Raw genomic sequence first — 25,080 nt, 5'->3', positions numbered from 1 at the left:
AAGATGACAGGGGCGGGGCTTCGCGAGCGCAAGAAGGAAGCAACGCGACAGGCGATCCGCTCGGCGGCCGTCGCGCTGTACCGATCGCGCGGGCCGCACGAGGTGACCGTCGACCAGATCTGCGACAAGGCCGGCGTCTCGGCGCGCACGTTCTTCAATTACTTCGACAGCAAGGAAGCCGCGGTCTTCTCCCTGGCGCTCACCCCCGACGGCATCCGGTCGGGCGTCGCCGCGCGGCCTGCCTCGGAACGTCCACTCGCGACCCTGCGCGCGGTCTTCACGGAGCGCTTCACGGAAGCCTCCGCCGACCCCACCTTCGGCGAGCGGGCCCTGATGCTGCGCGAATACCCCGAGTTGTGGGGCCGGCTCGCGCACGTCAACAAGCTCGTGGAGGAGGCCGCCCTGGAGTCCATCGCGGCGCGGACCGGCCAACCTGTCGACGACCTCTACGTGCGGCTCACGGTGGAGACCGCGTTCGCCGCGAACCGGGCGGCGTTCAAGTGCTGGTACCCGGGGAGCGACCCGGACCTGGTGGCGCTGCTGAATCGGGCGATGGACGCGCTCGACTCGGGGCTTGAACCGCCGGGTTGATCAGCCGGGCGCAGAAAGCGCCGGCGAGTTTCTCCGGCAAGGGCCGGCGACTTGTTACTGAACCCGGCGGCGTTCGAGCGCTGGTGCCGTGTCGGCGACCTAAGGCTGGCAGCTCTGGCAGTGATCCGAGCTGGCTGTGCTGCTGGGCCAGGCGGTGGATGCCGGCGACAGGGCTTGAACCGCCGGGTTGATCAGTGGACGTCGAACGTCGTGCCCGTCAGCTTTTCCGACAGGGCCCACAGCTTGGCCGCGCGTTCGGGGTCGCGGTCGACCTTGACGGCCGTCTTCGGTGCGGGGCGGCCGACGCCGCCGCGGGCGGGGCCGTAGAACTGGCCCCCGGTGGCTTCCGGGTCGACGGCGGCGCGGACGGCGGGCCAGGCGCCGCGGTCCTTGCCCTGCGTGAGGGGCGCGAACAGGCGCATCAGCGGCTTCGGGTCGGTGATGCCGTCGCGGCGCGGGCTGGCGCTGTCGAGGCTGAAGCCGGGGTGGGCCACCACGCACGTGACCTTCGAGCCGGCCGCGCGCAGCCGCCGGTCGAGTTCGAAGCCGAAGGACTGCACGGCGTGCTTGGACTGGGCGTAGGCGCGGAACTCGGAGTACTTGCGTTCGGTCTGCAGGTCGTCGAGGTCGAACGGCTGCAGCCGGGTGATCAGGCTGCCCATGGGCACGACGCGGGCGTGGGACGCGGTGAGCACCGGCATCGCGAGCGCGGTGAGGGCGAAGTGGCCGAGGTGGTTGGTGCCGACGGCGAGTTCGAAGCCCTGGCGCGTGGTCCGGCGTCGGCGGCCGGGGGAGGTGGAGCCGGCGTTCTCGACCAGCCCGTCCACGTGCCCGAGACGATTGAGCGAATCGGCGGCTTCCGCGACGGACTCGAGGTCGGCCAGATCCAGGCGGATCGTGCTGATTTCGGCCTGCGCGTGGCGGTTTTTGATCGCGTCGGCCGCGGTCGCCAGCCGGGCCGGGGTGCGTCCGAGGATCACCACGTGTGCGCCGGCGCCGGCGAGCTGTTCGGAGATGAAGTAGCCGATCCCCGCGTTCCCGCCCGTCACGGCATAGGTGCGACCGGACAGATCGGGCAGCGCTTGGGGGTTCCAGGACACGTTCGCTCCTCGGGCTCGGACCGCCTGCAGCTTATAGCGCGATCTCGGCCGGTCCCTGAGGCGGGAGCGCGGGGAATCGGGCTCAGCCGAGCAGCTTCGCGATCGTCTCGCTGATCGGTGCCGGCGGGCGGCCGAGGAGCTTCGCCAGCTCGCCCGGGGTGCCGGCGAGGCGGCCGCGCGAGATGGCGTCGTCGACGTCGACCAGGACCGTCGCCATCAATGCCGGCACACCGGCGCCGGTCAGGATTGCTTCGTACTCCGCGCCGGGGATGGTGGTATGGACCACCGGGCGGCCGCCGAGGCGCGCGAGCTCCGCGGCGAACTCGCCGTACGTGAACGCGGTGTCGCCGCCGAGCTCGTAGGCGACGCCGAGGTGACCGTCGGTACGGAGGACCGTGGCGGCGGCCGCGGCGTAGTCCTCGCGCGGCGCGCTGGCGATGCGCGCGTCGGCGGAGATGCTGTTCACGACGGCACCGCGGGCGAGCGACCCGGCGACGTCGAGGACCACCATCTCGGAGTACCAGTTGTTGCGCAGGAACGTGTACGGCAGCCCGGAGTCAAGGATGCGCTGCTCGGTCTCGAGGTGGTCGTCGGCGAGGGTGAAGTCGGCGTCCTGGCCGCCGAAGACGCTCGTGTACGCGATTTGTGCGACGTCGGCGGCCTTCGCGGCGTCGATGACGGCGGTGTGCTGGCCGACGCGCTTGCCGAGCTCGGTGCCGGACACCAGCAGCACGCGGTCCCCGGCGGCGAACGCCCCGGCCAGCGTCTCCGGCCGGTCGTAGTCGCCGACGTGCACGCGCACACCCAGGTCGGCCGCCTTCTCCGCACTGCGCGCCACGGCCGTGATCTCACCCGCGGGCACGCCGGCCGCGAGGAGGTCGGCGACGACCTGCCGGCCCAGCTGCCCGGTAACCAGGAGGGTGACATGACCGCAGCACTGCCCGAGGCGCCCAACGTCAACCGCGCGACTTGCCCGTCGCGCATCGTGCTGGAACACGTGACGAGCCGCTGGGGCATCCTCGTGCTCGCCGCCCTGCTCGAACGCTCATACCGCTTCAGCGAGCTCCGCCGCGAAATCGGCGGCGTGAGTGAAAAAATGCTGGCGCAGACGCTGCAAACCCTCGAACGCGACGGTTTCCTCGACCGCGACGCCAAACCCGTCATCCCGCCCCGCGTCGACTACTCGCTCACCCCGATGGGCCGCGAGGCCGCCGAACAGGTCCGCGGCCTGGCCCACTGGGTCGAGCGCAGGCTCCCCGCCGTAACCGAAGCCCGCGACGCCTACGACGAGGCCCGCGCTTCCTGACGCAGCCGGACGCGTGAGTGGTGGAGCCCGGCTTCACCACTCACGCCACGGGAATCAGCTGGTCGGCGTGGTGCTCGTCGTCTCCGGGGGCGAGGTGGTGTCCGAGCCCGTGGAGGAAGACGAGTCCGAGCCGGACGACGACGGGGTGGTGGTGGTCGGCGTCGTCGAGCCGGCCGGTGGGGTCGAGCTCTCGGCAGGCGGCGGAGTCGAGCTGTCCGAAGACGGCGGGGTCGACCCGTCGGATGGCGGCGGCGTGGTACTGGAGTCCGACGGGGTGGTGCTGGATTCCGCCGGAGTCGTGGGGGTTGAGCTCGGCGTCGTCGACGCCGGGAGCTGCGTGGGGGAGCCCGGCGGGGTGACGACCGGGGGCGGCGGCGGGGCCGGGTCGCCGAGGGGGCTGCCGGCGGCGGCCGCGATGGCGCCGGGGCCCGGGGGCGCGCCGATGGGGACCTGGCTGTCGGGCAGCTGCGACACGCCGCCGCGGTAGGCCGCCGCGTAGGCCATGACCGTGTCCACATAGGACTGCGAGTTGTTGTAGCGCCGCACGGCCACGCGCTGCATCGCGTCGCTGGAAAGGTCCAAGCCGCCGGAGCACAGGTAGCGCGCCGTGGCGAGGGTTTCGTCGTAGATGTTGTTCGGGTTGGACACGCCGTCGCCATTGCCGTCGGAGGCGTAGCCCGCCCAGGTCGACGGGATGAACTGCGTGGCGCCCACGGCGCGGTCCCACACCGCGTTGCCGTCGTACTTGCCGCCGTCGGTGTCGCCGATGGCGGCGAACGGGCCGGAACCGTCGAGCACCGGACCGAGGATGGGCTCGAGCGTGTTGCCTTGCGCGTCGACGTAACCGCCGCGCGCGTGGTTGGACTCGATGCGCCCGATGGCCGCGATGAGCTCCCAGTCGAGGTGACAGCCGGGCTGCTCGCGGGACATGATGTCGGCCGCGTTCTGGTACGCCTTCAGCATGCTGCCCGGAATCCCCAGTGGACCGGACGGCGTGGCCGAACCCGTGCTCACCTGAAAGCCCGGCACGGTCAGCGGCAACGGGGTCGGCGGCTGCGGCAGGCTGCCGTCCACGGCGACCGGCGGGAGCTCGATGTTCGGCGGGAGCCACGGCGCGGCGATCGGCGACTGCGAGGTGCCCGCGGCCGTGGGGGCCGGGGCGGCGGCGAGCGGAATAGGCAGACCCGAAGCGGCCATCGTCGGCAGCACCACGAGCGCGCCACCCGCGAGGGCGGCTGCCGCCTTGCCGCGGACAGACCTCCGGCGTGGCCGGTGTTTCGCCATCGTCGCTCCCCGTTTCGCCTTTCGGACCCTCTCTTCCGTCAAGCTAGCCGAAGACGGCCGCCTTTTGTGAGCCTGCGCCAAATCTGTCGAGACGGCGAGGTCTCGTCCATCCACGCTAAATCCGTAGTTGGCCGATCGGACATTTTCACCGGGGTTTAACAGGAGGTGCAGACTGGTTTTCCAACGACTGCGCCGAATGGAGTAATCGCGCGAAGCATCGGGCCAGTGGATCACTGTCGTACGCGCCGAAGGCCGGGATCGGTTCGTAGCCTTCCCGCTGGTAGAAGCGCATCGCGTCCGGCTGGCGGACGCCGGTTTCCAGCAGTAGCCGCGTGATGCCGTGCGACACGGCCTCCTCTTCGAGCGCTCGCAACAACGCCGTCGAAACGCCGGTGCCGCGCGAGGCCGGCACCACGTACATGCGTTTGATCTCCGCCTCACCCGGCCCGAGGAACCGCAGGCCACCGCAGCCGACCGCGGTGCCGTCGGACCACGCGATGACAAAAACGGCCATACTTTCGGCGGTTGGCGCCGGGCCGGCTTCGTGATCACTGGTCGCGTACCGGGTGTCCAATTCGGCCCGTTGTGCCGTCCGCAGGGCCACCGCCTCCGGCGCGTCCCACTCCGAACGCAGGATCTCGATCACCGCCACCCCCCAAAAATTCACGCGTGGTTTCGGAACAAGTGTTACCGTAACCGATGTTACGGAAAGGAGGCTCGCATGCCAAGACAGCGCGACGTCGACGCTCAGCGCGAACTGCTCTCCGGCGCGGTGTGGCAAGTGCTGGCCGTCGACGGGCTGCCCGGTCTCACCGTGCGCGCCGTCGCCGAGCGCGCGGGCTGCACCACGGGCCTGGTCATGCACGCGTTCCCGACCAAGCGGGCCCTGCTGCTGCACGCCCGCGACCAGCTGCACCAGCGCACCGCCGAACGCGCCGACGCCACCGAAGCCGTCGGCGGCCCACCCACCGCCGTGTTGCGCGACGTCCTCTGCCACGCCGCCACTCTCACCGAAGAAGCCGCCGACGAGGCCCGGGTCTGGGTCGGCTTCCTCGCCGCCGCCCTGGCCGACCCCGAGCTGGCAGACCGCCACCGCGCGCACAACCGCTCGTTCGTCATCCGCGTGACGCGGCTCGTCGGCGCCTGCCACCCCCGCTGGGCTCACCCGCGCCGCGAACGGACCGCGAAACGCCTGATCGCCCTGGTCGAAGGCCTCAACGCCCTGACCGCGGCCGACCCTGCCACCTACCCGCCGGCCGTTCACCGCGACGCGATCGCCGCCGCCCTGCGCGAGCTCGAGAACTGATCAGGCGGCCGGCCCGAACCGCCGCCGGTACTCCGACGGGCTCAGCCCCGTGTGCCGCCGCAGCTGCGCCCGCAGGTTGGCGGCCGTCCCGAACCCGCATTCGGTGGCGACGCGGTCCAGCCGCAGCTCGCCGCGTTCCAGCAGCCGGCACGCGAGGCTCACCCGCTCCGTCGTCAGCCAGGCCAGCGGCGTCGTGCCCAGCTCGCCACGGAACCGCCGGTGCAGCGTCGCCTGGCTGGTCGCCGCCCGCGTGGCCAGGTCCGCGACGGTCAACGCCCGGTCGAGATTGGCGCGCGCCCACTCCAGCACCGGCGCCAGCGACGCGTCCGGCACCACGGGCACCGGCCGTTCCACGAACTGCTGCTGACCGCCGTCGCGGTGGCCGGGGAAGACCAGGCGGCGGCTCACGGCGTTGGCGATCTCCGCGCCGTGGTCGCGCTGGATCACGTACAGGCCAAGGTCCATCGCCGCCGCGCTGCCCGCCGCCGTGAGCACCGTGCCCTCGTCGACGAACAGGACGTCGGGCTCCAGCCGCACGTCGGGGTAGCGCTCGGTGAATTCGGCCGCCCACCGCCAGTGCGTCGTCGCGCGCAGCCCGTCCAGCACACCCGCCTCGGCCAGCGTGAACGCGCCGGTGCAGAAGCTCATCAGCCGCGCGCCGCGCGCGTGCGCCCGCCGGATCGCCGACAGCACCGAGGCATCCGCCGGCACCTGCGGATCCGGCCGGTTCGGCACGATCACCGTGTCCGCCTCGTCGACCGCGCCGAGCCCCGCGATGCCCGAGAGCGTGAACATCCCCAGGTGCATGCCCACGCGCTCGCGCGCCGAGGCCAGCGTGAACTCGTACCAGGGCCGCCCGAGCTCCGGCCGGCGCAGGCCGAACAGCTCCGTCGCGACGCCCATCTCGAACGGATTCGAGCCGTCGTCCACGACCATCACCACGCGGTGCGAGGATCCTTGCGACATGTGCTATTCCTAGCACTCCCGGTGGCCTGGCGACAGGACGACGATCGATCGCATGAACCAGCCCATCGATCTGCAGACCGTGCTCGACGGCTTCGACGCCGTGTGGAGCCCGCGCATCGTCGCGAACATCAACGACTACGACGTCCGCCTCGCCCGCTTCTCCGGCGAGCACGTGTGGCACGTCCACGAGAACACCGACGAGTTCTTCCTGGTCCTCGACGGCGAGATCCGGATCGGCCTGCGGGAGCCCGCCGGTGAGCGCGTGGTCACCGTGGGGCGCGGCTCGGTGTTCGTGGTGCCGCGCGGGACGTTCCACAAGCCGTCTTCGAAGGAAGGCGCGGCCGTGCTGCTCGTGGAGCCCGCGGGCACGCTCTCGGTCGGCGACGAGCACGACGAGGTGCCCGATCACGTGGACGTGACCGTCGGCCACCGCGTGGAAATCGCCTGATCACAGCTTCCAACAGCTGAGTTTCAGACTGAGACGGCGTAGTCTCCCGTCCATGAAACGGACTTCCTTCGCGCAGTGGCCGTGCTCCATCGCGCGGACCATGGACCTGCTCGGGGACTGGTGGACGCCGCTCGTGCTGCGCGACGCGTTCTACGGCGTCACGCGCTTCGACGAGTTCCAGCAGGCGCTCGGCATCGCGCGCAACACCCTCGCCGACCGGCTGCGCCGGCTGGTCGACGAGGGTCTGCTGGAGAAGGTGGCCTACCAGACCGAGCCGGTGCGCTACGACTACGTGCTCACCGACAAGGGCAAGGACTTCTTCGGGGTCCTCATCGCGATGACGGCGTGGGGGGACCGCTGGCTCGCCGGCGAGGCCGGCCCGCCGATCACGACGCACCACGAGAAGTGCGGCCACGACACGCACGCCGAGGTCGTCTGCGCGCACTGCGGCGAGCCGCTCACCTCCGAGGACACGCGGATGCGCCGCGGCCCCGGCTTCCCCGAGAAGATCGCGCACCGGCCCGACGTCGAGGCGCGGTTCGCGAAGCAGGAAGCCGCGCACTGAGCCGACCTCGCGTTGACACGAGGGTCTCACTACGAAACTATCGTGGTCAGAGGCACCTTGACGGTCGAAGCTGAGGAGGCGCACCACGATGGAGTGGACCGGCGCGCGGTACGCGGACAAGCCCACGGCCGAGGCGGCCACCTGGATCGACAGCGCTCCCGAGACGGTGTGGCCGTTCGTGTCCGACGTGCAGCGCATGCCCGAGATGAGCGCTGAGCTTCAGCGTGTCGAGTGGTGCGACGGGGCGACCGGCCCGAAGCTCGGCGTCTCCTTCGTGGGCTACAGCAAGCACGACGCGCTCGGCGAGTGGTCGACGACGTCGTTCATCGTCGAGTACGACGAGCCGCGCGTGTTCGCGTGGGCGGTGGCGGACGCGGAGACGCCCACGGCGACCTGGCGCTTCACGCTCGAGCCCGAGAACGGCGGCACGAAGCTCACGCAGTGGATGCAGATGGGGCCGGCGCGATCGGGTCTGTCGTTCGCCATCGACCGCATGCCGGACAAGGAGGAGAAGATCGTTTTCGTGCGCATGCGCGAGTTCGAGAACGCGATGATCGCGACCGTCGCGGCGATCAAGGACCGGGTCGAGGCGGCGCGCTGATGCGCACCGCGACCACGGTCGAGGCCTCGGGCGGCTGGGCGGAGACGCTGGAGTTCGTGCTGGAGGCTGAAAAACTCGGTCTCGACGTGTGCTGGGTCGCCGAGGCGTGGGGTTCGGACGCGCCGTCGGTGCTCGGCTTCCTGGCGGGGCGCACTTCGCGGCTGCAGCTCGGCTCCGGAATCATGCAGGTCGGTGTGCGCACGCCCGTCGCGGTGGCGCAGGCGGCGTTGACACTCGCCGACATGTCCGGCGGCCGGTTCTCACTGGGCCTCGGACCGAGTGGGCCGCAGGTGATGGAGGGACTGCACGGCGTGCCGTTCGCGAAGCCGCTCACGCGGATGCGCGAGACGGTGCAGATCGTGCGCAGCGCGTTCGCGGGGGAGAAGATCTCCTTCTCCGGCAAGGCTTTCGAGATCCCGCTGCCGGGCGAGGCGCGGCCGATGCGGCTGTCGTCGAAAGCATGCGAGGACATCCCCATCTACTTGGCCACGCTGTCGCCGAAGATGCTGGAGCTCACCGGCGAAGTCGCCGACGGCTGGCTCGGCACCAGCTTCGTGCCCGAAGGCGCTTCGGCGTACTTCAGCCACCTCGACGCCGGCCTCGCGAAGTCCGGCCGCGTGCGGGGCGACCTCGACGTGTGCCAGGGCGCGGAAGTCGCGTTCGCCGCAAATGATGACGAGTTGCGCGACATGGTGGGATCTCGGAAGAAGGAACTCGCGTTTTCCTTGGGGGGTATGGGTTCCGCGAGCACCAACTTCTACAACGACGCCTACAGCCGCCAGGGCTGGGCCGAGGTCGCCGCGGAGGTCCGCGACCGCTGGCAGTCCGGCGACCGCGACGGCGCCGCTTCGCTCGTGACGGACGAGATGGTCCTGGGCACCACGCTCATCGGCACCGAGGACATGGTCCGCACGCGGCTGCGCGTCTGGCGCGACGCCGGCGTCGACACGGTCCGCCTCTACCCGGCGGGCGACTCGCTCGACGCGCGGCTGTCGACGCTCGGCCGCGCGCTCGACCTGGTGCGGCAAGTGGGTTGATCGTTCGGTTTGTCTGCGCGATCCCGGTCGTCTCCGGGATAGTGGGGCTCCCCGAACGAGGAGCCCTCCGATGCGCAAGATCGTGTCCACGTTGTTCGTGTCGCTGGACGGCGTCGTCGAAGCGCCGGACCGCTGGTCGCTTTCGCACTGGACGCCCGAGCTCGAGCGCATCGTCGGCGCCGGCATGTCCGACGCCGACGCGATGCTGCTGGGCCGCGTGACGTTCGAGGGCTTCGCCGAAGCGTGGCCCGGCCGCACGGACGACCCCGGCGCGGAGTTCATGAACAACGTCCGCAAGTACGTCGCCTCCACCACGCTCACCGCCGTCGGCTGGCAGCACACCACCCTCCTGCCGCGCGACCTAGAACCCGCGATCCGCGACCTCAAGGCCGCCCCCGGCGGCACCATCCTCACCAGCGGCAGCGCGACGCTCGTGCGCTGGCTGCTCGCCCGCCGCCTCGTCGACGAGCTGGTCCTCCTGCAACACCCCGTCGTCGTCGGCGCGGGCCGCCGCCTGTTCCCGGCCGACGGTCCGCACCTGGACTTCGCGCTGGAACGGTCGAAGGTGTTCGGCAACGGGGTGGTGCAGCTCGTCTACCGGCCGGCCGAGCCGCGCGGCTAGTTCACCTGCCGCTCCGATCGAACTCGCCGACATCGGGGGGCCACGGGGTCAATCGGTGATGTGGCCGACGACTTGGGGGATTTCGAACAGGTTGCCGGTGTCTCCGGTGTGCAGGAACGCGACGTTGCTGTCGGCGGGGATCCGCCCGCTGCGGGCGTGGTCGAGCAATCCCGCGAGTCCCTTGCCGGTGTAGACGGGGCCGACGAAGACGCCCTCTGCTCGGGCCAGCTCGCGGATGGCTGCCGAGCTTTCGGGGGACGCGACGGCGTAGTCCTCGCCGATGAAGCGCTGGTCGATGTCGATCTCGGCACGGATCGTCGCGTCGTCGGGTACGGGCGCACCCAAGGTGGCCAGAACCGCCTTGGTCCGTTCGACGATCACGCCGGGGTTCATCCAGTCTTCGTCGTTGTACTTCAGGATGGAGATCGACCGGAACTTCACCGGGTGGCCCAGGCTCAGCTTGGCTGCCAGCATCCCCGGCAGCGCGGTCCCGGTACCGATCGTGTGGTAGACGAAGTCGAGCTCGGCCCCTGCGGCGTCGGACTGTTCGAGCATCTCCCGGAAGGTCAGGGCGTGCGCGATGAAGCCGTCGGGGTGTGCACCGCCGGCTCCGACGACGAGGACCTTGTGCCCCTGTGCCTCGAGCTCGGCCTTGCGGTTCGCGATGGTGCCGGTGATCCGCGGGGCGTCTCCGGTGCTGCCGGTGACGTTGATGACGTGGGTTTCGACCCCCATTGTTTTGTTGAGCAGGTAGTTGCCGCGGAGCTCGCCGAGTTCACCGTGCCGGGGCACGTTCCGCGTCAGCACCAGGATCGGCGTGATCCGTGCGCTCAGGCAGGCGGCGGCGAACTGCAGCCCCGAGTTGGTCAGGTATGCGCCCTGGGTGATCACGTGCGTCACCCCGTCCTCGATCGCCCGCCCCAGGATGAACTCGGCCAGACGCATCTTGCTTCCGCTGATCGCACTGGGGCCGGCCAGGTCCTCACGTTTCAAGAAGAAGTTGATCCCGTACGCCGCCGACAGGTTGGGCAAGGCGTGGAACGGAGTGGGATAGAACCCGACCCGACGTCGGGGGAGTGTGTCGATGGCGGTGTCGAAGTGCGTGAAGTCCATGCGTCCAGCGTCACCGACGCCTCTGGATTAGCGCAAGCGATGATCTCTTCTCGGTCGATAAGCTACGCTTAACTTCATGTCTTGGCTGTTCGATCCGCGGCATCTGGTGACCCTTGCGGCCGTCGTACGGCTCGGCTCGTTCGCCGCTGCCGCCGACGAGCTGGGCTACACCCAGTCCGCGGTCTCGCAGCAGATTGCGGAACTGGAACGACGGGTCGGTGCGCGAGTCGTGGTCCGGCGGCCCGTCCGTGCGACCGAGGCCGGGAAAGTTCTTCTCGACACCGAGGCCGCGATCACCACCTCGATGAGCCACGCCGCCACCGAGCTCGCGGCGCTCGCGGACGGAACCGTCGGCGAGGTGCGGCTCGGCGCGTTCATCTCCGCCGCAGCCTCCATCGTTCCTGCTGCGCTCGCGCGCCTGCGGTCGACCCGTCCGGCAGTTCACATCACACTCCGCGAACTCGAGCAGCGCGAAACGCATGCGCTGCTGTTCCGGGGTGAGATCGACCTGGCCATCACCTTCGACTACGAACACGCTCCCGAGCCAGTGCCCGCCGGACTCAGGCAAGAGCACCTCATGGACGATCCGATCATGGTCGTCGTTCCCGTCGGTCATCCCCTGGCCGGAGCCGACAGCGTCACCCCGGCCGACCTGCCGTCGGATGCGTGGATCAACACCGCGGTCGACGTCCGCGACTTGGCCGCGTCGCCCGTCGGCGGCGTCCGGGGAAGCGGACATCGTTTGGACTTCGACGGCATGGACTTCCGCACCGCACTCAATCTTGTCGCGGCGGGCCTCGGCGTCGCACTGCTGCCGCGGTTGTTGCTGTCGGACGCTCCCCCGAGCGTGGTGGTTATCCCGATGCGGCAGCCCACACTCGTCCGTCGTCTGTACACCTGCCGACTCGATACGCGAGGTGTGACCGCGCCGATCAGACGGCTCGAGACGTACCTGCGGGAAGCCGCAACGGAACTCTGAAACAAAAGGCTTTTTCAGAGATGCCCTAGTGCACCTGCCGGTCCTGGCCTTCCCAGAACGGCTTGCGCAGCTTGAACTTCTGGATCTTGCCCGTCGCCGTGCGGGGGAGCTCGTCGAGGAAGTCCACACGCTTCGGGCACTTGTAGCCGGCCAGGTGGCCGCGGCAGTGCGTGATCAGGTCCTCCGCCGTCACGGGGGTGCCGTCCGTGACGACCAGGGCCGTGACGAGCTCGCCCCACTTCGTGTCGGGGATGCCGATCACGGCGGCCTCGCGCACGGCCGGGTGGGAGTTCAGGGCGTCTTCCACCTCGATGGAGGACACGTTCTCGCCGCCGGTGATGATCACGTCCTTCTTGCGGTCGGCGATGGAGAGGTAGCCGTCCTCGAAGCGGCCGCCGTCGCCGGTGTGGAACCAGTTGCCCTCCTGCACGCGGGCGGTTTCGTCCGGGTTCTCCCAGTAGCCGTCGAGGTTCATGTTCGACTGGACGAGCACCTCGCCGTCGGTGTCGATCGACACGCGCACGCCCAGCGCCGGCGCGCCCGCGCGGCCCAGGAGCTTCGCCTGCTCGTGAGTGTCGAGGTCTTCCCACTCCGAGCGGAAGCGGTTGACCGTGAGCAGCGGCGACGTCTCGGTGAGGCCGTAGATCTGGATGAACTCCCAGCCCAGCTCGGCGCGCACGCGTTCGATGGTGCGGGTCGGCGGCGGCGCGCCCGCCACGACGATTCGCACGCGGTCGCGGCCGGGGATCTCGCCGTCCCACTTCGCGGCGCCGTCGAGCGCCGCGGTGACCACGGCGGGGGCGGCGCACATGATCGTGACGCCGTGTTCCTCCACGCGGCGCAGGATCTCCGTGCCGTCGACCTTGCGCAGCACGATGTGGCGCGCGCCGAGACCGGTGACGCCGTAGGGCATGCCCCAGCCGTTGCAGTGGAACATCGGCAGGGTGTGCAGCAGCACGTCGTTGTCGTTGAGCGTGGTGTGCAAGGCGAACGTGGTGGCGTTGAGCCAGAGGTTGCGGTGCGTCAGCTGCACGCCCTTGGGCCGCGCGGTGGTGCCCGAGGTGTAGTTGAGCGTGGCGGTGGCCGATTCGTCGGGCGTCCACGGGCGCGGTTCGCCGTCGCCGCCGAAGATCTGCTCGTCGTGCTCGCCGAGCACGAACACGTGCTTCGCGGTGACCGAGTCCAGCAGCGGCTTCAGCTCCGGGTCGACCATCACGACCTCGGCGCCCGAGTGCTCCACGATGTAGCGCACCTCCGCCGGGGCGAGCCGGAAGTTCACCGGCACCAGGATGCGGCCCCACCCCGAAACCCCGAAGAACGACGTGAGCAGCCGCGCCGAGTTGTGCGAAACGATCGCGACGCGCCCGCCGACGGGCACGCCCAGCGCGTCGAGGTTCGCGGCCTGCTTGCGGGCCCGCCGGGCCAGCTCGCGGTAGGTGATCGCGCCCCACGAGGCCGCGGGCTGGTCGGGTTCGTCCACCACCGCGATCCGGTCCGGGTACACCGTTTCCGCGCGGTCGAGGAAATCGCGGACAGCGAGGTCGTAGAACACGTGCCGATCCCTTCGCGTCGAACGGGCAGCGCTGCCCGTGCGGCGATGATGCCCGCGCGGTGACCACCCGGCCACCCCACAAAGGGGGTGCTCAGCCGAACAGGCCGGCCGCGCGGGCCCGGTTCACCGCCTGGATCCGGTTGCTGACGTCGAGCTTGCGCATGGCGTGCTTGAGGTACGACTTGACCGTGTTGGGCAGCAGCCCGAGCCGCTCGGAGATCTCGTCGTTGGTGCAGCCCTCGCGCACGAGCCGCAGCACGTCGAGCTCGCGCGGCGACAGCGTGATCCCCGGCGGTGCCTCGGCCGGACGCAGGCGTTCGCACACTTCGAGCAGCCGCGCGCGGGCCTCGTCGTCGTGCATCGAACCGGCGATCGCGAGGAGCTCGGCGTGCAGGTCGTGGCGCTCACCCGGCGGCGGTGTCGCCACCCGGCGCCGGACTTCCTCCTCCACCTCGATGTCGCGCTCCAGCCGTGCGACGACCGCGCTCGCCGCGCGCAGGATCCGGTCGCCGAAGGTGATCGAATCGCGCGTCGCCGCGTACAGCACCGCGCGCGTCGACGCGCCCACGCGCACCGGCAGCGCGACCATCGCCCGCAGCTGCTCCGGCGCAACGGCTCGGTCGTACTTGTGGGTGATGCCCTGCGCGTTGAGATAGTCGATGACCGTCGACGGCCGCCCGAGCGCCACGGCCTTGCCGCCCAGCCCGGCGCCGGTGTCGACGCGCAGGTGCTGCAGCGAGCCCGTGGCCGTGCCGCGCAGCTGGTCGATCACGAGCGTCCTCGACCCCGCCGACACGGGCCCGCCCATCGCGACCGGCAGCCCGGTCACGCGCTGGAGCGCCTGCAGCGCGCCGGCGACCAGGGGGCTGGCCGTCAGCGCGAGCCTGCCCGATGGCGTCATGGGCACCGTCCCTGGACCTGTCTCGCTTGACCTGCGGCTTTCGGCTTTGCCGAGGCGTCCACCGTACGTGATACGTCGCGTTCGGACTACCGGTGTGGTTCCGTGGTGCGGTGGCAGCACCGGATTTCGACACCGTCGCCGATGACCTCTACGCGGGCGAGCCCGCGGACTTCGTCGCGTCGCGCTCAGCCGCGGCCCGTGCGGCCAAACAAGCGGGCGACGCCGAGCTCGCGCGCCGCATCCAGGCACTGCGCAAGCCGACGACCGCGGCCTTCTTCGTCAACCGGCTGGCTCGCGACGGTTCCTCGGCGCTCGAGGAGCTGGCCGAGCTGGGCGACCGGCTGCGTGCCGCGCACGCGAGCCTCGCCGGCGAGCAGCTGCGGGAGCTGGCGCAGCGGCGGGCCGAGCTGGTGCGCGGGGTCCTGCGCGACGCGCCGGACCTGAGCGACTCCGTCGCGCGTGAGGTGGAGGAGACGCTGGAGACGGTCGTGGCGGACCCGGACGTCGCGCGGCTCGTGCTGGCGGGGCGGCTGACGTCGGTGGCGCACCAGGATGTGGACCAGTGGCTGTCGTTGCCCGCTGCTTCGGGTCCACGGAAGAAGAAGCCCGCTCCGGAGCGGAAAACCGCGCCGGCCAAGGAAAACACCCGCCGCAAGCAGGCCGACGAGAAGGCCGCGCGCGAGAAGTCCGAAAAGGACCATGCGGACCGCGAACGGGAACGCGTCGCCCGCGAAGAGTGGCAGCGCAAGGCTTCCGCCGCCACGCGCGAACGAGCCGAAGCCTCACGAACCCTGGTCCGCACCGAACGCATCGCCGAACTGGCCGACGCTCGCCTGGCCGAGCTACGCGAACGCCTGGCGGACGCGGAAACCCGAGCCGCCCGCGCGGCCGAGGACCTCTCGGCGGCGCGGGCGGCGTTCGACAAGGCCGACGAGGCCGTGCAGCAGTTCGCTCACAAAAGCACTTCGGCGAGCCGGCGGTAGCCCGTCAACGGGTCGGGCCCCAGCACGTGGACCCCGACGTGGTCGGCGCCGGCGTTCAGGTGTTGGGCCAGCCGGCCGTGGATCGCGGCGGGCGTGCCGTGGAGGACGAGGTCGTCGATGAGGCGGTCGCTGCCCTCACCGGAGACGTCGGCATCGGTGTAGCCGAGGCGGCGCAGGTTGTTCACGTAGTTGCGCAGGCCGAGGTAGGGCTTGTGCACGAACGGACGGCCGATCGCGCGGGCGGCCACGGGATCGTCGTCCACCACGACCTTGTGCTCCGGCGCCAGCAGCGCGCTCGGGCCGAGGACCGCCCGCGCGTGCTCGGTGTGCTTCGGCACGACGAGGTACGGGTGCGCGCCGCGCGTCCGCGTGGCGGCGAGTTCGAGCGAACGGTCCCCCAGCGCCGCGAGCACGCGGGCTTCGGCGGGCACGCCTTCGGCGTCGAGCTGGTCCAGGTAGGCGACCATCTTCTGGTACGGACTCTGGTACGTCGTGATCGACTCCGGGTGCCCGACGCCGACGCCGAGAACGAACCGCTCACCGTGCCGCTCGGTGAGGCGGTGGTAGGCGGCGGCGATGCGACCGGCGTCGTTGGTCCACATGTTCACGATCGCGGTGGCGACGGTGATCCGGTCAGTGGCGTCGAGGACTTCCTCGAAGTAGCCCAGATCCTCGACGGAGCTCGCGCCGATGCCGAACCACACCGTGGCGTAGCCCAGTTTTTCGGCTTCCACGGCCACTTTCTTGCGGGTCTTGTCGTCGGTGGCGGGGCTCATCCACGCGCCGTACCGGCCGAGTGCTGCTGGCATGCCGGATCCTCCTCTATATTTGTTATATAGAGGACTGTAGCAAATGTATCGACGTTAGGAAGCGAGGCGGTCCAGCCTTGTCAGTGGATCTGGCCCGCGGTCAATAGATCTGGCCTCGATGTCCCCCACCCGGCCTGAACCTTGCGGACGTTCAGGCAGCAGAGGTCGTTGCGAGTCGGGGCGACTCGCCCGGCTACGTGCCCTGGTGGCCACGTCCTGACGTGATGCTGTTCAACGTCCTGGTCCACATGCTCACGGAGACCAGCCGGCACGCCGGGCACGCCGACATCCTGCGCGAACAGTTGGACGGCGAAGTCGAGATGGACGCGGCAGGCATGGCCCGGCGGGGGCAGGATGCAGCCTTCTGGGAGAGCCGGCGGGCGGAAATCGAGCGGGCGGCCAAAGCTGCCGATCCAGCCACGGCCTGACCGTTTCACCGCCTAATCAGGCGGAACACCTCGTTCACGGCCCCTGGCCTGCCGCATCCATCGGGCCAACTCCGGCGCCGCTGGACACGACTCGGGTGAAATGAGGTCGCCCAGGTGACCTGGGTCGCCTTAGGAGGCGAGGCGGTCCAGCCACTCGCGCAGCATGGTCTGCTCGACCGGGGTGAGCTGCTCGCTCTTCCCGTCCAGCGCCGTCGCGAGGGCGACGGCCAGCGCGCCGACTGTCGACGGCGCGTCGGCGGGCTCGTCGGTGATCAGCTTGGCGAGCAGCGCGTCGCGGACCTGGTGGGACATCGCCAGGTCGCGCGCGTCTTCGGGCTGGGCGATGAGGCTGAGCGTGACGCCGGAGTTGGCGGCCGCGATCTGCCGCGCGGCCTCGGCGGGGGTCACGCGCAGGCGGCCCTGGCGGGCGGCGTGCGTGAGCAGCTCCAGCAGCATCGCCTCGGCGCTGGAGGTGAGGGTGCAGGGGACGCCGGGCTGGATCTGGCCGTAGAGCAGCACGTAGAAGGCGGGGTGGGTCAGGCCGTAGTCCACGTGGCGGTCCCAGCCCTCGCGGATCTGCTCGACCGGATCGGCGTCCGCGCGGTTTTTGTCGGTGCTCTCCACATACTGGGTGAAGCCGAAGTTGACCACCGTGTCGAGCAGTCCCTGCTTGCTGCCGAAGTGGTGGTACAGCGTCGGCGCCTGCACGCCGGCCCGCTCGCAGATCGCGCGGGTCGAGACCGGTCCGCCGGCCGCCGCGTCGAGGAGCTGGGCTGCTGCCAGGAGCAGCCGGTCCTTGGCGCTGGTGTTCTGGATGGGCATGTAACGAATGTAGCGCTTGATGGAGGGGAGAAGCGGATGCCGCTGGCTGACGAGATGCTCAACGACGCGGTCGTCAGGGGGCTGCTCGCGTCGATGAAGGCAGCCGCGCCCGGCGTCGCGTTCGGGGAGCTCCGCCGGGTCCGCCTGGGTGGGCTCGGGCTGCGGCAACGCACGGACGCGGTGCGCGACGCACTGTTGGCCGACCTGCCGGGCGGCTACCGCGAGCTGTCGGACGTCGTGGAGCGGGCGTTGGCCGACGAATCGTTCTCCGGCTGGATGATCTGGCCCGTCTCGGAGGCGGCTTCGGCGCGGGCTCTGGCGGACGGCGGGCCGGTCGCGTTCGACGCCGCGTTGGATCTGCTCGCCGCCTTGACCCCGCGGCTCACGGCGGAGTTCGCCATCCGGCCGCTGCTCGACGCGGATCTCGACCGGGCGTTGCCGAAGGTGCTGACCTGGACTTCCGACCCGTCGGAGCACGTCCGCCGCCTGGCCTCGGAGGGCACGCGGCCGCTGCTGCCGTGGGCGCGCCGGGTGGGGGCGATCACCGCCCGGCCGGGCGTCACGGCGCCGATCCTCGACGCGCTGCACCGCGACTCTTCGGCGTACGTGCGGCGTTCGGTTGCCAACCACCTCAACGATCTGAGCCGCGCGCGTCCCGAGGCGGCGGTGGCCGCGGCCGGCCGCTGGGTGGGTGCTTCCGGTGACAAACAGACTGCGCAACTCGTCCGACACGGCCTGCGCACCCTGATCAAACAAGGCGACCCGGGTGCGTTGGCGCTGCTCGGCTTCGCGCCACCGTCCGGCATCACCTTCGACGGTCTCGTGCTCTCGGCGCCTTCGGTGACCATCGGCGCCGAACTGGGCTTCACCGGCACGCTGCGCAACACGGGCGACACGCCGATGAACCTGGTCGTCGACTACGTCGTGCACCACCGCAAAGCCAACGGCACCACCACACCGAAGGTCTTCAAGCTCACCACCCGCGTCCTCGACCCGGGCGCGGAGCTGCTCCTGGACCGCACCCACTCCTTCCGCGTCATCACCACCCGCGTCTACCACCCGGGCGCGCACGCGCTGGAGATCCAGGTGAACGGAACTTCGTTGGGGAAGGCGGATTTCGAGCTGTTGGCGTGAAGTCGACGATCCACTGTGGACTGAGTCAGTGCAGCAGGTACCGCAGCATCAACGTCCCGTCGTCCTCCAGGACCGAGGCCAGCTGGAGCCGCGCGGGGTCGATGGTGTCGCCGAAAGCCGCGCGCGGGGCGAGGCCCGCGATGAGGAAGGGGGAGATCGTCAGGCGGAGCTCGTCGACGGCGTCGGCGGCCAGGAGGGACGCGAAGAGGCGCGGGCCGCCCTCGCAGTCGATGCGGGTGAGGCCGCGGGAGACGAGGGCCGAGACGGCGGAGCGGAGGTCGACGGCGTCCGTGCCGGCCACGAGCACGTCGGCGCCCGCGGCGGTCCAGGCGGCGCGTAGGTCGGGGTCGGTGCCGGCGTGGGTGATGACGATGGTGGGCACCAAGGCGTTCGTGATCACCGGGGCGTCCGCGCGCAGCGAGCCGCCGCCGGTGACCACGGCGACCGGCGGGATCGGCGCGAGGCCGTGGCGGCGGCGCCGGTCGGCGGAGTGCTCGTCGGGGCGTATGCCCTTGAAGCCCTCGAGCAGGGCGGTACCCGCGCCGACCAGCACGACGTCGGCGAGGTCGTTGCCCAGCCGATAGATCACGCGGTCGGCGGGCGTGGACAGCGACGCCGAGCGGCCCTCGACGGTGACGGCACCGTCGGCGCTCGACACGAAGTTCACCGCGAGCCACTTGCCGGGCGCCGGGTACGCGTAGAGCGCCTCCAGGTCGGCCTCGGCCAGGTCGCGCGCGCCCGGGAAGATCTCGCGCATCAGACCGACCGCACCACGTGCGCGGGCGGGCGCGTGCCCACGATGCTGGCCACCATCTCCGCCACCTGCCGCGTCTCCACGACCTGGTGGGCGCGGAACATCGCGGCCCCGTGCAGCGCCGCGACGGCCGTGGCCGCGAGCGTGCCGATCACGCGCTCGCCGACGGGCACGTCGAGCGTCTCGCCGATCACGTCCTTGTTCGACAGCGCCATCAGCACCGGCCAGCCCGTGTCCACGAGCGCCTGCGTGTGCCGCATCAGCTCCAGCGACTGGTAGGAGTTCTTGCCGAAGTCGATGCAGGGGTCGATCATGATCCCTTCGCGCGGCACCCCGCGCTCCAGCGCGCGCTTCGCGAGCTCGGTGGTGCCGTCGATCACGGCGCCGACCACGTCGTCGTACTGCGGCTTCGCGGCTTCGGTGCGCGGCGTGAGGCCGTTGGTGTGGGAGCAGATGTACCCCGCGCCGTGCTCGGCCGCGACGTCCAGGATCTCGGGCTCGAAGGCCGCCCAGTTGTCGTTCACAATGTCGGCGCCGGCGCGGCAGACGGCGTCCGCGACCGCGGCGCGGTAGGTGTCGACGCTGATCACGAGGTCCGGGAACGTCTCGCGCGCCCATTCGACGGTCGGCACCACGCGGGCGATCTCCTCCGCCGTGGTGACCTCGGGGCCCTTGCCGGCCGGCACGCCGCCGATGTCGATGAGGTCCGCGCCCTCGGCGCACGCGCGGCGGATGGCGTCCTGCGCGCGGGTCTCGAGGTAGGTCGCACCGTTGTCGTAGAACGAATCGGGGGTGCGGTTGATGATGGCCATCACCAGCGCGCGATCGCTGGTGAGGCGGCGGCCTCGGAAGACGAGGTCGGGCGTGTGCATGGCTTCTCCCGTACCGGAACGTCGGTTCCCGCGATCATAGGCGAGCGCACGACGGTGATACGGCGGGCAGGTGGCGGGCAACACCGCCGAAGGCCACCTGCTCCCGGGCCGGCGACTTCAGGAGGCGAGTGCCTCGTTGATGGCGTGGAATTCGTGGGAGGTGCGAGTGGCGGAGAATTCGATCACGGTGTAGTGCGCGAGGCGCTGGACCACGAGCGGGTCGGTGGCGAGCACGGCGTCCAGCTTGCCGCGCACGCAGGGGCGGGTGAGGATGACCTGGTCGTGCTCGGTGTCCCCTTTTCCGGAAACCAGGAACAATCCGCGGGAGAAGTGCGTGCGCAACCACTCCGCGTGTTCTGCCAGTGCGTAGTCGACTTCGTTTCGAGGCGCCGTGTAGGCGAGCAAGGCTATGTACATGTCTTCAGAGTAGAACTCACTCACGGCAGTCGCATCCTCCTGCCGAGTGGCGGCGCCCACGCGTTATCCCGGAATTGCAATGTGTTCTTTACGTGCTCTTTTTTCGCGTTTTCCCAATGGACGGTGTACGTAAATCTGCGTACGCGGGTGTCGACACCGAGCGGACGACGAAACGTTGTCACAGCACCAAACTGACGTCATGACTCAGCCGGTGATGGACGCCGTGAGCCGCATCTGGCGGGACGGCAGGCGCGTGGAACGCGTCGCGTACGTGGTGGGGGCGGTGCTCTTCGCGAGCGGCGTCGTGAACGCGGTGGTGCTGCTGGCCAGCGGCGGCACGTGGCTCGGGCCGGTGTCGCTGCGCAAGGCGGTCACGTTCGGGTTGTCGTTCGGTCTCACGCTGGCGTCGGTGGCGTGGGCGACGTCGTACGTCGTGCTGCGGCCGCGGGCCCGGGCCGGGTTGCTCGGCGCGTTCGTCGTGGCGTGCGTGGCGGAGGTCGTGCTCGTGACCATGCAGGCGTGGCGAAGGGTCCCGTCGCACTTCAACTTCGAGACCGGCTTCGACACGGTGGTGTCGATGTCGCTCGCGGCCGGCGGCGGCGTGATCGTGGTGACGGGTTTGGGCTTCACGGCTGCGGCTTTCCGTTCGCCGGGCAGCATGGCGCCGAGCATGCTGGTCGCCGTGCGCTTCGGCCTGCTGGTGCTGATGGTCGCCCTCGCCACCGGCGCGGTGATGATCGCCCGCGGTGTCGTCGAGGCACGCGGCGGGTCCCCTGAGCTGGCCTACACGACCGCCGGTTCGCTGAAACCACTGCACGCCGTGGCGATGCACGCGATCCTCGTACTGCCCGGGCTCGCGTGGCTGCTGCGCTTCACCGCGTTGCCCGAGCGGGCTCGCCTGCGCGTCGTCTGGCTCGCCGTGGCCGCCGACGCCGTGCTCACCGCGGTGATCGGCGTCGAGGCCTTCGCGGGAATTCCGCCCTTCGCCGCGCCTTGGTTCTTACTGGCGCTCTCGGCCTCGGCGTCTCTCGTTCTGGCCGGCACCGTTGTTTTTTCGTTAATTCGCGGGAAAAGCCCCGCTGGCTATTTCAGTGCAAGCAATCCCTGAACCGCTTCGACGAGCGTCCGCCGCCTCCCTGCGCGGGCGCTCGGCAGGTGCGGCCCCAGTTCCGGGTTGGTGCTGTGCCACGCCGCGGAAAGCGCTTGGATCAGCACGAGCAGCTGCACGGGCGAAAAGTGCCCGGAGATCTCGCCTTCGCGTTGCGCCCGCCCGATTTCCCGCAGTCGGACGTCGTTGACCTCGGTGATGGCCGCGAGGTGCTCGGCCTCCGACCGCTCGAGCCGGTACCACGTCGAGAGCCGCAACGTCTCGGGATGCTCGTCGAAGTAGTCGAACGCCCGCCCGGTGTACCCCGCGAGATCCCCGGCGTCGAACGGCACCGCCTCGAAGAACGCCGCCGTCCGCTCATCGAACGCGGCGTCGAACAGCCCCTCCTTGCTGCCGAAGTACGAGTAGATCATCGCCTTGTTGCACCCCGCCGCCGCGGCCACCCGGTCCACCCGCGCCCCCGCGATCCCGTATGCGGCGAACTCGCTGATCGCGGCTTCGAGCAGCCGCTGCTTGGTCTGTTCCGCGTCGCGCGCCATCCGGTGAGGTTACCAACCAACTGGTCGGTGAGTTGAGTTTTGGTCGTCCACGTCACGCGCGTGCAGGTCGAGGACGTCGTACGCAAGGGTGAGTGTCGAGCTCGGCAAGCTGCCGGCCGGCCGCGTCGAACAGGCCGGTCAAACTCTCCGCCATGGCACGGCGCCCTGACCCTGAGCATGCAGGGCACTGCAGGCCGGAAACCCGCATCTTCAGAGGGCAGCCGGCCGGCTTTGTCCGATGCGAAGATGCGGGCGAGTCCCGGCGAGCTTGATCCCGTCGAGTTGGGAGTCGATCAGTGGTAGTGCTCGACATCTGGTACGACCGGACGCCGAACGGCGGCGACGACAACGTCGCCATCCGCGTGCCCACCGTCGCCGAGCTGGATGAACTCGTTGATCGCATCGTGGCGGAGACGGCTGGGCACGTCGTGCCGCCGATGGTTCAGGTGTCGGTCGCCGGCGTGAAGCGGGGTACCGGCGAGTGTCGTGGTTCCGATGGCGACCGTGCGGCGCGGGCTGCACGAGTTCATCGCGTCCGGGCGGCGGCCGAGCGTGGTGGAAATCGACGAGGCCTGAGCTTCACGGCGCTACCGTCGACTCATGGCAGGAATCGTCGTGATCGGGGCGGGGCCGGGGATCGGGGCGGCGGTCGCGCGGCGGTTCGCGCGGGAGGGGTTCGGTGTGGCGGCCGTTGCGCGGCAGCCCAAGGACCTCGGGGTCGACGCCGTGACCCACGTGGCCGACGTCGGAGAAGAGGAGTCCCTGCGCCAGGCGCTCGACGCGGTGATCGAAGACCAAGGACTGCCCGACGTCGTGGTCTACAACGCCGCCGTCATCCGCAGGGACGCGCCGGGGGAGCTCGGCGCCGAAGAGCACCTCAGGCTGTGGCGCGTCAACGTCCTCGGCGCCTACCTCGCCGCGGCGCACCTCGCGCCGCGGATGGCCGAGCGCGGCCACGGGACGTTCCTCACCACCGGCGGGATGCCCGAGCCTAAAGCCGCCTACACCAGCCTCTCGCTGGGCAAGGCCGGCCTCCGCACGGTGACGGCGCTGTTCGCCGAGCAGTACCCCACGCTGCACTTCGCCACGGTCACTGTCGGCGGCACCGTGGAGAAGGGCACGGCGTTCGACCCGGACGTCGTCGCCGAGCACTACTGGCGCCTGCACACGCAGGGCGTCTGGGAGCGGGAAGTGCTGATCACGACCAACCCCAGTCCTGCGTGAAACACCCCGCCAGGTAGAGATCCACCCGGTCCGCGAAACGGCCCAGATCGCGGCCGGTCAGCTCCGAGACGCGCGAGATCCGGTACCGCAGGGTGTTCACGTGCAGGTGCAGCGTGCCCGAGGTCTGGGTCCAGGAGCCGGAGTGCTCGAGGAAAGCCTTCAGGGTCGGGAGAAGCTCCGAGCCGTGGGCGGCGTCGTACGCCAGCACCGGCCCCAGCACCTTCTCGCCGAAGGAGCGGCGCAGGTCGTCGGGGACGGCGGCCAGCAGCAGCAGGTGGGAGGCCACCTCGTCACCCGCCAGCACGGCCGCGCGGCCCGGCGAAAGGGCGGCCAGCGTGCGGGCGTGGCGCGCCTCCTGGAGGCCGGAGCGCAGGCCGGCCGCGTCGGGCGCGCGGCTGAGGCCGACGGACAGGCGGGCGGAGCCGAGGGCGGGTTCGACCGCGCGGACGGACTCGCGCAGGGTCTCGGCGAGGCGGCCCAGGCGGTCGTGAGCCGGGAACAACCCGAAGGTCTCGCCGTCGACGGTGGCCACCAGCGTGGGGGCGGGGGCCGAAGCGAGCAGCTCCTCCACCAGCACCTGGGTGAGGCCTGGGCCGCCGCCGTCGACTGCGGCGGAGAGGGTCACGACGTGCGCCGAAGGTGGGAAGTCCAGCGCCGCGAGCCGCGCGGACAACGAAGCCGGGGAAGCGTCGTCGGAGAGGGCCAACCGCAACAGCGGCTCGGCCGCCCGGTTCTCGATGCGCTTGGCCTCGTCGACGCGGGAACGCTCCAGCCCGATCAACGGAGCCAGCTCCAGAGCGAGTTCGCGCCGGGAAACAGCCCACCGTCCGATGTCGCCGGAGGCCACCAGGAACCAGCTCGCCACGCGGTGGCCCGAGCGGCTGGCGGCGGCCAGCAGCGTGACGGGACCGTCGTCGCCGGGGACGGTCAACGGGAGGCGTTCCGCGCGGAGGAACCGGCGCGCCAAGGCGGCCCGGCGCGCATCGGAAGGCGGCGAACCCGTGCCGGCGATCAGCCGGCCGGTCGCGCTCAGCACCCAGCAGTCCACGCCCAATTCGGAAGCGCCCGCGGAAACGAGCGCGGGAAGGCCATCACCGCTGGTCACGGCCGCGACCAGCCGCCGGTGCGAGTCGTGCGCGGGGGCGGAACGTTCGGCGGCCAGGCCGAGGATCACGCGCTCGGTCACCGTCGCGAAGGACACCGACAGCGGGACCTCGAACAGCGGCAGCCCGACCCGCCGGCACGACTCCACGAGGTGCTCGGGCACGGGCCCGCCCACCTCCGCCGTCCCGGCACCCAGCGCGACCACGCCCGCCGCCGCCAGCACGCCCACGAACTCCTCGGCCTCGGACGGCCCGGGCAGCCAGCGCATGCCGCACAGCACGATCTCCCCGCCGCTGAGGTACCGCGTCGGGTCCTGCAGTGTCGCCTGGAAGACGCGTCCGAACTCGCGGTCCAGCGCCGACTCGCCGGTGAGCAGGGTCAGCCCGAGCTCCGGCGTGTCCAGCAGCGCACCCAGCCGCACGCGGCACCTCCTTCCAGGCTCAAGTAGCGCACACGCCAGGGCCGCCGTCGTTTGGAGGAACCTACGAAAAACCACCCTCGACGCCCACCCGGTT

At 70.6% G+C, this 25,080-nt stretch carries 29 protein-coding genes and 2 pseudogenes; 16 read left to right on the top strand and 15 right to left on the bottom strand.

The genetic code is table 11. The annotated features are described in order from the left end of the window. Nucleotides 1-3 precede the first annotated feature (3 nt). Nucleotides 4-591 (top strand): TetR/AcrR family transcriptional regulator, encoded by a 588-nt coding sequence (locus K1T34_RS08115; protein WP_220243670.1) that lies wholly within the window; start codon nt 4-6, stop codon nt 589-591. 191 nt (nt 592-782) lie between these two features. Here K1T34_RS08115 and K1T34_RS08110 read toward each other — a convergent pair whose 3' ends face one another. Together K1T34_RS08110 and K1T34_RS08105 are read right to left on the bottom strand one after the other, a co-directional pair. After that, nucleotides 783-1,691, bottom strand: coding sequence for an SDR family NAD(P)-dependent oxidoreductase (locus tag K1T34_RS08110; RefSeq protein ID WP_220243669.1), 909 nt, complete (start codon nt 1,689-1,691; stop codon nt 783-785). An 82-nt stretch (nt 1,692-1,773) separates the two neighbouring features. After that, nucleotides 1,774-2,688 carry an SDR family oxidoreductase gene (locus K1T34_RS08105; protein WP_220243668.1) on the bottom strand — a complete coding sequence of 305 codons (915 nt, stop codon included), beginning with the start codon at nt 2,686-2,688 and terminating at the stop codon, nt 1,774-1,776. Here K1T34_RS08105 and K1T34_RS08100 point away from each other — a divergent pair. Beyond that, entirely contained in the window at nt 2,617-2,997 is a 381-nt protein-coding gene (locus tag K1T34_RS08100; RefSeq protein ID WP_220243667.1) for a helix-turn-helix domain-containing protein, read from the top strand. The genes K1T34_RS08105 and K1T34_RS08100 overlap by 72 nt on opposite strands. 54 nt (nt 2,998-3,051) lie before the next feature. On the opposite strand, the gene K1T34_RS08095 is transcribed toward K1T34_RS08100, so the two are convergent. Both K1T34_RS08095 and K1T34_RS08090 read right to left on the bottom strand, forming a co-directional pair. Continuing rightward, nucleotides 3,052-4,281 carry a lytic transglycosylase domain-containing protein gene (locus K1T34_RS08095; RefSeq protein ID WP_220243666.1) on the bottom strand — a complete coding sequence of 410 codons (1,230 nt, stop codon included), beginning with the start codon at nt 4,279-4,281 and terminating at the stop codon, nt 3,052-3,054. A gap of 145 nt (nt 4,282-4,426) precedes the next feature. Continuing rightward, a complete protein-coding gene (locus K1T34_RS08090; protein WP_220243665.1) occupies nt 4,427-4,933 on the bottom strand; it encodes a GNAT family N-acetyltransferase in 507 nt (168 codons plus the stop codon). Between the two features lie 69 nt (nt 4,934-5,002). Between K1T34_RS08090 and K1T34_RS08085 the strand changes: the two genes are divergently transcribed. Beyond that, complete coding sequence (locus K1T34_RS08085; protein ID WP_220243664.1) at nt 5,003-5,587, top strand: TetR/AcrR family transcriptional regulator; 585 nt, start codon at nt 5,003-5,005, stop codon at nt 5,585-5,587. Here K1T34_RS08085 and K1T34_RS08080 read toward each other — a convergent pair whose 3' ends face one another. Further along, nucleotides 5,588-6,553 carry a helix-turn-helix domain-containing protein gene (locus K1T34_RS08080; protein ID WP_220243663.1) on the bottom strand — a complete coding sequence of 322 codons (966 nt, stop codon included), beginning with the start codon at nt 6,551-6,553 and terminating at the stop codon, nt 5,588-5,590. 52 nt (nt 6,554-6,605) lie between these two features. On the opposite strand from K1T34_RS08080, the gene K1T34_RS08075 reads away from it, so the two are divergent. The 5 genes from K1T34_RS08075 (at nt 6,606) to K1T34_RS08055 (ending at nt 9,826) form a co-directional block, all read left to right on the top strand. Further along, complete coding sequence (locus K1T34_RS08075; RefSeq protein WP_220243662.1) at nt 6,606-7,001, top strand: cupin domain-containing protein; 396 nt, start codon at nt 6,606-6,608, stop codon at nt 6,999-7,001. 52 nt (nt 7,002-7,053) lie between these two features. Beyond that, complete coding sequence (locus K1T34_RS08070) at nt 7,054-7,566, top strand: helix-turn-helix domain-containing protein (RefSeq protein ID WP_220243661.1); 513 nt, start codon at nt 7,054-7,056, stop codon at nt 7,564-7,566. Nucleotides 7,567-7,654: 88 nt separating this feature from the next. Continuing rightward, nucleotides 7,655-8,167 carry an SRPBCC family protein gene (locus K1T34_RS08065; RefSeq protein ID WP_220243660.1) on the top strand — a complete coding sequence of 171 codons (513 nt, stop codon included), beginning with the start codon at nt 7,655-7,657 and terminating at the stop codon, nt 8,165-8,167. Then, on the top strand, nt 8,167-9,204 hold the full coding sequence (locus K1T34_RS08060) for an LLM class flavin-dependent oxidoreductase (RefSeq protein ID WP_220243659.1): 1,038 nt from the start codon (nt 8,167-8,169) through the stop codon (nt 9,202-9,204). Before K1T34_RS08065 ends, K1T34_RS08060 begins: the two co-directional genes overlap by 1 nt. Nucleotides 9,205-9,274: 70 nt before the next feature. Then, nucleotides 9,275-9,826: a dihydrofolate reductase family protein gene (locus tag K1T34_RS08055; RefSeq protein ID WP_220243658.1), complete on the top strand. Its 552-nt coding sequence runs from the start codon at nt 9,275-9,277 to the stop codon at nt 9,824-9,826. Nucleotides 9,827-9,874: 48 nt separating this feature from the next. On the opposite strand, the gene K1T34_RS08050 is transcribed toward K1T34_RS08055, so the two are convergent. Beyond that, entirely contained in the window at nt 9,875-10,939 is a 1,065-nt protein-coding gene (locus K1T34_RS08050; protein WP_220243657.1) for a 1-aminocyclopropane-1-carboxylate deaminase/D-cysteine desulfhydrase, read from the bottom strand. A 76-nt stretch (nt 10,940-11,015) separates the two neighbouring features. On the opposite strand from K1T34_RS08050, the gene K1T34_RS08045 reads away from it, so the two are divergent. Beyond that, the gene (locus K1T34_RS08045; protein ID WP_220243656.1) at nt 11,016-11,918 is read left to right on the top strand and encodes a LysR family transcriptional regulator; all 903 of its coding nucleotides are present in this window, start codon (nt 11,016-11,018) and stop codon (nt 11,916-11,918) included. A gap of 25 nt (nt 11,919-11,943) precedes the next feature. Here K1T34_RS08045 and K1T34_RS08040 read toward each other — a convergent pair whose 3' ends face one another. Both K1T34_RS08040 and K1T34_RS08035 read right to left on the bottom strand, forming a co-directional pair. After that, a complete protein-coding gene (locus K1T34_RS08040) occupies nt 11,944-13,470 on the bottom strand; it encodes an AMP-binding protein (RefSeq protein WP_220243655.1) in 1,527 nt (508 codons plus the stop codon). A gap of 91 nt (nt 13,471-13,561) precedes the next feature. Then, nucleotides 13,562-14,371, bottom strand: coding sequence for a helix-turn-helix transcriptional regulator (locus K1T34_RS08035; RefSeq protein ID WP_220243654.1), 810 nt, complete (start codon nt 14,369-14,371; stop codon nt 13,562-13,564). Between the two features lie 110 nt (nt 14,372-14,481). Here K1T34_RS08035 and K1T34_RS08030 point away from each other — a divergent pair, with 110 nt between their 5' ends. Continuing rightward, nucleotides 14,482-15,354: a hypothetical protein gene (locus K1T34_RS08030; RefSeq protein ID WP_220243653.1), complete on the top strand. Its 873-nt coding sequence runs from the start codon at nt 14,482-14,484 to the stop codon at nt 15,352-15,354. On the opposite strand, the gene K1T34_RS08025 is transcribed toward K1T34_RS08030, so the two are convergent. Beyond that, entirely contained in the window at nt 15,324-16,163 is an 840-nt protein-coding gene (locus tag K1T34_RS08025) for an LLM class F420-dependent oxidoreductase (RefSeq protein WP_220243652.1), read from the bottom strand. The two genes, K1T34_RS08030 and K1T34_RS08025, sit on opposite strands and share 31 nt — an antisense overlap. A gap of 107 nt (nt 16,164-16,270) precedes the next feature. Here K1T34_RS08025 and K1T34_RS08020 point away from each other — a divergent pair, with 107 nt between their 5' ends. Continuing rightward, nucleotides 16,271-16,591, top strand: coding sequence for a DUF664 domain-containing protein (locus tag K1T34_RS08020; RefSeq protein ID WP_370643806.1), 321 nt, complete (start codon nt 16,271-16,273; stop codon nt 16,589-16,591). Between the two features lie 129 nt (nt 16,592-16,720). On the opposite strand, the gene K1T34_RS08015 is transcribed toward K1T34_RS08020, so the two are convergent. Further along, complete coding sequence (locus tag K1T34_RS08015; protein WP_220243651.1) at nt 16,721-17,413, bottom strand: TetR/AcrR family transcriptional regulator; 693 nt, start codon at nt 17,411-17,413, stop codon at nt 16,721-16,723. A gap of 36 nt (nt 17,414-17,449) precedes the next feature. Here K1T34_RS08015 and K1T34_RS08010 point away from each other — a divergent pair, with 36 nt between their 5' ends. Continuing rightward, nucleotides 17,450-18,547, top strand: coding sequence for a DNA alkylation repair protein (locus K1T34_RS08010; protein WP_220243650.1), 1,098 nt, complete (start codon nt 17,450-17,452; stop codon nt 18,545-18,547). Between the two features lie 25 nt (nt 18,548-18,572). Here K1T34_RS08010 and K1T34_RS08005 read toward each other — a convergent pair whose 3' ends face one another. From K1T34_RS08005 to K1T34_RS07995, 3 genes are all read right to left on the bottom strand, one after another. Beyond that, nucleotides 18,573-19,304, bottom strand: coding sequence for a pyrimidine reductase family protein (locus tag K1T34_RS08005; protein WP_220243649.1), 732 nt, complete (start codon nt 19,302-19,304; stop codon nt 18,573-18,575). Next, nucleotides 19,304-20,173: a dihydropteroate synthase gene (folP, locus tag K1T34_RS08000; RefSeq protein WP_220243648.1), complete on the bottom strand. Its 870-nt coding sequence runs from the start codon at nt 20,171-20,173 to the stop codon at nt 19,304-19,306. Before folP ends, K1T34_RS08005 begins: the two co-directional genes overlap by 1 nt. 117 nt (nt 20,174-20,290) lie before the next feature. Then, on the bottom strand, nt 20,291-20,590 hold the full coding sequence (locus tag K1T34_RS07995; RefSeq protein WP_220243647.1) for a YciI family protein: 300 nt from the start codon (nt 20,588-20,590) through the stop codon (nt 20,291-20,293). Nucleotides 20,591-20,804: 214 nt separating this feature from the next. On the opposite strand from K1T34_RS07995, the gene K1T34_RS07990 reads away from it, so the two are divergent. Beyond that, complete coding sequence (locus K1T34_RS07990; RefSeq protein ID WP_220247057.1) at nt 20,805-21,698, top strand: hypothetical protein; 894 nt, start codon at nt 20,805-20,807, stop codon at nt 21,696-21,698. Here the strand turns inward: K1T34_RS07990 and K1T34_RS07985 are convergent. Then, nucleotides 21,674-22,237 (bottom strand): TetR family transcriptional regulator, encoded by a 564-nt coding sequence (locus tag K1T34_RS07985; RefSeq protein WP_220243646.1) that lies wholly within the window; start codon nt 22,235-22,237, stop codon nt 21,674-21,676. The two genes, K1T34_RS07990 and K1T34_RS07985, sit on opposite strands and share 25 nt — an antisense overlap. 296 nt (nt 22,238-22,533) lie before the next feature. Between K1T34_RS07985 and K1T34_RS54625 the strand changes: the two are divergent. The 3 genes and pseudogenes from K1T34_RS54625 to K1T34_RS07975 all read left to right on the top strand — a co-directional run. After that, nucleotides 22,534-22,692 (top strand): annotated as a pseudogene (locus tag K1T34_RS54625) (hypothetical protein); the annotation flags it as partial. 25 nt (nt 22,693-22,717) lie between these two features. Further along, nucleotides 22,718-22,813 (top strand): annotated as a pseudogene (locus K1T34_RS07980) (Imm1 family immunity protein); the annotation flags it as partial. Between the two features lie 24 nt (nt 22,814-22,837). Continuing rightward, nucleotides 22,838-23,461 (top strand): SDR family NAD(P)-dependent oxidoreductase, encoded by a 624-nt coding sequence (locus K1T34_RS07975; protein WP_220243644.1) that lies wholly within the window; start codon nt 22,838-22,840, stop codon nt 23,459-23,461. Here K1T34_RS07975 and K1T34_RS07970 read toward each other — a convergent pair. After that, nucleotides 23,436-24,986, bottom strand: a complete 1,551-nt coding sequence (locus K1T34_RS07970) for a helix-turn-helix domain-containing protein (protein ID WP_220243643.1) — start codon at nt 24,984-24,986, stop codon at nt 23,436-23,438. The two genes, K1T34_RS07975 and K1T34_RS07970, sit on opposite strands and share 26 nt — an antisense overlap. Between the last annotated feature and the right edge of the window lie 94 nt (nt 24,987-25,080).

This window comes from Amycolatopsis sp. DSM 110486, from assembly GCF_019468465.1.
Lineage (GTDB): Bacteria > Actinomycetota > Actinomycetes > Mycobacteriales > Pseudonocardiaceae > Amycolatopsis.
The sequence above is the reverse complement of the archived record's forward strand: the minus strand, read 5'-3'. Positions and strand labels throughout refer to the sequence as shown.

Excerpts from the sequence above, each read along its gene's own strand:
- K1T34_RS08115 (WP_220243670.1), top strand. The coding sequence starts at position 4 with ATGACAGGGGCGGGGCTTCGCGAGCGCAAGAAGGAAGCAACGCGACAG.
- K1T34_RS08100 (WP_220243667.1), top strand. The coding sequence starts at position 2,617 with ATGACCGCAGCACTGCCCGAGGCGCCCAACGTCAACCGCGCGACTTGC.
- K1T34_RS08095 (WP_220243666.1), bottom strand. The coding sequence starts at position 4,281 with ATGGCGAAACACCGGCCACGCCGGAGGTCTGTCCGCGGCAAGGCGGCA.
- K1T34_RS08085 (WP_220243664.1), top strand. The coding sequence starts at position 5,003 with ATGCCAAGACAGCGCGACGTCGACGCTCAGCGCGAACTGCTCTCCGGC.
- K1T34_RS08080 (WP_220243663.1), bottom strand. The coding sequence starts at position 6,553 with ATGTCGCAAGGATCCTCGCACCGCGTGGTGATGGTCGTGGACGACGGC.
- K1T34_RS08075 (WP_220243662.1), top strand. The coding sequence starts at position 6,606 with ATGAACCAGCCCATCGATCTGCAGACCGTGCTCGACGGCTTCGACGCC.
- K1T34_RS08070 (WP_220243661.1), top strand. The coding sequence starts at position 7,054 with ATGAAACGGACTTCCTTCGCGCAGTGGCCGTGCTCCATCGCGCGGACC.
- K1T34_RS08065 (WP_220243660.1), top strand. The coding sequence starts at position 7,655 with ATGGAGTGGACCGGCGCGCGGTACGCGGACAAGCCCACGGCCGAGGCG.
- K1T34_RS08060 (WP_220243659.1), top strand. The coding sequence starts at position 8,167 with ATGCGCACCGCGACCACGGTCGAGGCCTCGGGCGGCTGGGCGGAGACG.
- K1T34_RS08055 (WP_220243658.1), top strand. The coding sequence starts at position 9,275 with ATGCGCAAGATCGTGTCCACGTTGTTCGTGTCGCTGGACGGCGTCGTC.
- K1T34_RS08050 (WP_220243657.1), bottom strand. The coding sequence starts at position 10,939 with ATGGACTTCACGCACTTCGACACCGCCATCGACACACTCCCCCGACGT.
- K1T34_RS08045 (WP_220243656.1), top strand. The coding sequence starts at position 11,016 with ATGTCTTGGCTGTTCGATCCGCGGCATCTGGTGACCCTTGCGGCCGTC.
- K1T34_RS08035 (WP_220243654.1), bottom strand. The coding sequence starts at position 14,371 with ATGACGCCATCGGGCAGGCTCGCGCTGACGGCCAGCCCCCTGGTCGCC.
- K1T34_RS08025 (WP_220243652.1), bottom strand. The coding sequence starts at position 16,163 with ATGCCAGCAGCACTCGGCCGGTACGGCGCGTGGATGAGCCCCGCCACC.
- K1T34_RS08015 (WP_220243651.1), bottom strand. The coding sequence starts at position 17,413 with ATGCCCATCCAGAACACCAGCGCCAAGGACCGGCTGCTCCTGGCAGCA.
- K1T34_RS08010 (WP_220243650.1), top strand. The coding sequence starts at position 17,450 with ATGCCGCTGGCTGACGAGATGCTCAACGACGCGGTCGTCAGGGGGCTG.
- K1T34_RS08005 (WP_220243649.1), bottom strand. The coding sequence starts at position 19,304 with ATGCGCGAGATCTTCCCGGGCGCGCGCGACCTGGCCGAGGCCGACCTG.
- folP (WP_220243648.1), bottom strand. The coding sequence starts at position 20,173 with ATGCACACGCCCGACCTCGTCTTCCGAGGCCGCCGCCTCACCAGCGAT.
- K1T34_RS07995 (WP_220243647.1), bottom strand. The coding sequence starts at position 20,590 with ATGTACATAGCCTTGCTCGCCTACACGGCGCCTCGAAACGAAGTCGAC.
- K1T34_RS07990 (WP_220247057.1), top strand. The coding sequence starts at position 20,805 with ATGGACGCCGTGAGCCGCATCTGGCGGGACGGCAGGCGCGTGGAACGC.
- K1T34_RS07985 (WP_220243646.1), bottom strand. The coding sequence starts at position 22,237 with ATGGCGCGCGACGCGGAACAGACCAAGCAGCGGCTGCTCGAAGCCGCG.
- K1T34_RS07975 (WP_220243644.1), top strand. The coding sequence starts at position 22,838 with ATGGCAGGAATCGTCGTGATCGGGGCGGGGCCGGGGATCGGGGCGGCG.